The 3450-nt window shown below is 60.0% G+C and carries 2 protein-coding genes; both read right to left on the bottom strand.

Features of this window, described 5'->3' with window-relative positions:
* Window positions 1-317: 317 nt before the first annotated feature.
* Window positions 318-2750: a putative ABC transporter permease subunit YbbP gene (gene ybbP / locus ACLQ7H_RS03320; protein ID WP_411751439.1), complete on the bottom strand. Its 2433-nt coding sequence runs from the start codon at window positions 2748-2750 to the stop codon at window positions 318-320.
* Window positions 2747-3433, bottom strand: a complete 687-nt coding sequence (gene ybbA, locus ACLQ7H_RS03315) for a putative ABC transporter ATP-binding protein YbbA (protein ID WP_411751440.1) — start codon at window positions 3431-3433, stop codon at window positions 2747-2749. Before ybbA ends, ybbP begins: the two co-directional genes overlap by 4 nt.
* Between the last annotated feature and the right edge of the window lie 17 nt (window positions 3434-3450).

Raw genomic sequence — 3450 nt, 5'->3', positions numbered from 1 at the left:
TCCCGCGGGCTTGTTGTCCCAGAGGGGAATCGGGCTGTGGCGTCAGGTACTACTCGGTTAAAGTCTACCCACCTTTGGGGGGGTAATTAAAGTACCTTTAAACATACAAGGGGACCGATCGAGTTCGTTGATTTCTCAGCGTAATACCCTGCCTTTCTTCTTACTGGCCGAAGCTGCACGGGATAACTTATGCGCTCTGGACAGCTCCCTCTCCCTGCGGGCTGGCATTTGGGGATTTAACTACAAATTGACTCCCGCACCTGAAGCCAGCTCCAAATCAGCTCCCTCTCCCTGTGGGAGAGGGTTGGGGTGAGGGCTCAGCCTTCGTAGCTGCGGAACAACGCCCGGCCGCGCAGCAGGCGTACACCAAGCCAACCACCACACAGCGAAAGCAGCAAGGCACTCAGCAGCGGTAACGCCCACCACAGCACCGGGGTAGGTGCCCACGGGAAATCGAACACTTTGGTCTGCAACAGCCACAGCGCCGCTTCTGCCCCCACCGCCGCCGCAATCCCGGCCACCAGCCCCAGCAAGGCGAACTCGCACCACAGCGTGCCACGCAGCAGGCGTTTGCCCGCGCCCAGCGTGCGGTAAACCACCAGTTCCTGCCTACGCTGCCGCATCCCTACCTGTACCTGTGCCAGCAACAGCAGACCGCCGCAGATCACCACCAGCACCACCATCACCTCCAGCGCCCTGCTCACCTGCTGCAACACGCCGCCGACCTGCTTGAGGATCGAACCGATATCCAGCAGGCTCAGGGTTGGGAACTGGCGGTTGAGCTGCGTCAGCACCTTGCCATCGCCGTCATAGCGGAAGCTGGTCAGCCAGGTTTGCGGCTGGCTGTCCAATGCACCCGGTGGGAAAATAAAGTAGAAATTCGGCTTCAAGCTTTCCCAATCTACCTGCCGCAGGCTGGTCACTTTGGCACTGAACGATTGGGTATCGCCGCTGAACGTCAAGGTATCGCCCAGCTTGATCTTGAGCCTGCCGGCAATCCCTTCATCCATCGAGACCTCTCCGGTTTTTGGCGGCCAGGAGCCCGCCGTCAGCGGGTTATGATCCGGTAGGTCGCTTTGCCAGGTCAGATTCAGCTCACGGTTAACCGCCTCGCCACCGGGATCGTCTTCGTGCACCCGCTCCGTCGACACCTGCTGGTTAATTTCCGCCAGGCGTACACGCACGATGGGATAGAAGGTTTCCTCATGCAGTTGATGCTGCTGCAAGAAGGCTTTCACCTGTGGAACCTGTGCCGTAGTCATATTCAGCAGGAAATAGTTCGGGCTGTCTGGCGGTAACTGCTGTTGCCAGCGATCGAGCAGATCGCCACGCAATACCAGCAACAGAGCCAGCAACATAAACGACAGCGAGAACGCCGCTAACTGACTTACCGTCACCCAAGGCTGATGCAACAGGCGATTCACCGCCAACCGCAGCGCCAGATTTTTCAGCGTGATGCGGCGCAGCAGCAATAGGCTGCCCCAGCCAATCCCCCCCAGCAGCAAGGCCAGCACCACCATGCCGGCCAGAATGGCCCACAGTAGCGTACTTGCCCCCATCAATACCGTCAGCAGTCCGACCACAATCACCGCAGTGGCTGGCAGGAAGTAACGGAGCGGCCAGACGTTAGCCACCACATCCCGACGCAGAACGCGCAGCGGCTGAGTGGCCAGCAGTTGCCGGTACGGACGTAGCCCCACCAGCAGCGAAATCATGACTAGCGCCCCCATCGCCCACAGCCACGGCCAGCCGCCAGCTGCGGGGAGTTCCCCCGGCAACACCGGTGCCAGCAAGCGGATCAGCACCGCTTCAAACCCCAGACCAATCACGCTGCCGCAGGCTCCCGCCAGCAGCAGTACCGCCAGCCACTGGCCAATAATCAGCTTGCTGAGTGCCTTTCTGCCAGCACCCAGGGTTTTCAGCACCGCAATCAGGTCATAGCGGCTACGGCAATAGTGGCTCATCGCCACCGCTACGGCGGCAATCGACAGCAGTAAGGTCAGCAGCGCCGAAAGCAGCAGGAACTGTTGGGAACGCTGTAGCGATTTGCCTAGCGCGCTGCCGGACTCCTCCAGCCCATACCAGCGCTGATCGGGTTTGAGCTGCGGTTTGAGGCGATCCTCATAGCGTTGAATATCGGCTGGAGTACCGGCGAACATATAACGGTAGGTCAGGCGACTGCCCGGCTGTACCGCGCCGGTTTTATCCACATCCGCCAGGTTGATGATGATGCCAGGCGCAGTCTGGAACGGATTGAAGCCGGAGTCTGGCTCCTGCACGATTTCACCGGCGATGCGCAAGGTGGTATCCCCCACCTCCAGATTGTCACCGACCTTGATATCCAATAATGCCAACAGGCGCGGAGCCACCAGCACGCTGCCCGGCACGGGTTTGAGATTGGCTGGCAGGGTTTCCAACTGCCCATACAGCGGATAGGCCGCATCGGTAGCCTTGACGTTGGCCAGCAGCGGACGATCCCCCGCGTAGGTCATGGTGGTGAAAGAGAGCTGGCGGCTGACTTTCAGCCCCTGTTGTTGGGCATCAAGCAACCAGCCTTCCGGCACCGGGCGCGCGGAACGCAATACCCGATCCCCGGCGATAAAGTCGCGGCTTTGCTGGCTCAAACCTTTGTCCATACGATCGCTGATGCTGCCCAGAGCCAGCACGCAGGCGACCGACAGCGTCAGCGCCAGCCAGACGATCAGCAGCGAAGGCGAACGCCATTCACGCCAGAACCAACGCCAAATCATGCTTCCTCCCACAGCTTGCCTTCACGCAAGCGCAGCCGCCGCTGACAACGCGCCGCCAGCGTCTCGTCATGGGTGACCAGGATCAGTGTGGTAGCGAAATCGCGGTTGAGGGAAAATAGCAGATCGGCGATGCGCTCCCCGGTCTGGCGATCCAGATTGCCGGTGGGTTCATCGGCAAACAGCACCCGAGGGCGACCACTGAACGCACGTGCCAGCGCCACACGCTGTTGCTCCCCGCCGGAAAGCTGCGCTGGCAGGTGGCTAAGACGCTTGCCTAGCCCCAGCTGTTCCAGCAGTTGCACCGCTTGGTCCCGGCTTTGACGATCGCTTTCACCACGCAGCAGCGCGGGGAGTTGAACGTTTTCCAACGCGTTTAAGGTGGGGACCAACATGAAAGACTGGAACACAAAACCGACGTTTTTCGCCCGCAGTGCAGCGCGCCCTTCTTCATCCAGCGCGGTCAGCGATTCCCCCAATAGGCGAACTTCCCCTTCGCTGCCGTCGTCCAGTCCGGCAAGAATGCCCAGCAAGGTTGATTTCCCCGAACCCGACTCGCCGATTAACGCAATTGTTTGTGCGGGTTTGACAACCAGCTCGACTCCGGTAAGGATGGTAAGCTGATGCTCACCCTGACCAACGTGTTTACTAAGATGATGAACTTCAAGAACGTTTTCCGCTGGCATCTTCCCTTCCTTTTGCT

The organism is Serratia sp. (in: enterobacteria) (genome assembly GCF_046715635.1).
Classification (GTDB): domain Bacteria; phylum Pseudomonadota; class Gammaproteobacteria; order Enterobacterales; family Enterobacteriaceae; genus Chania.
Note: the sequence above shows the minus strand (reverse complement) of the source record. Positions and strands in the feature narration are given on the sequence as shown.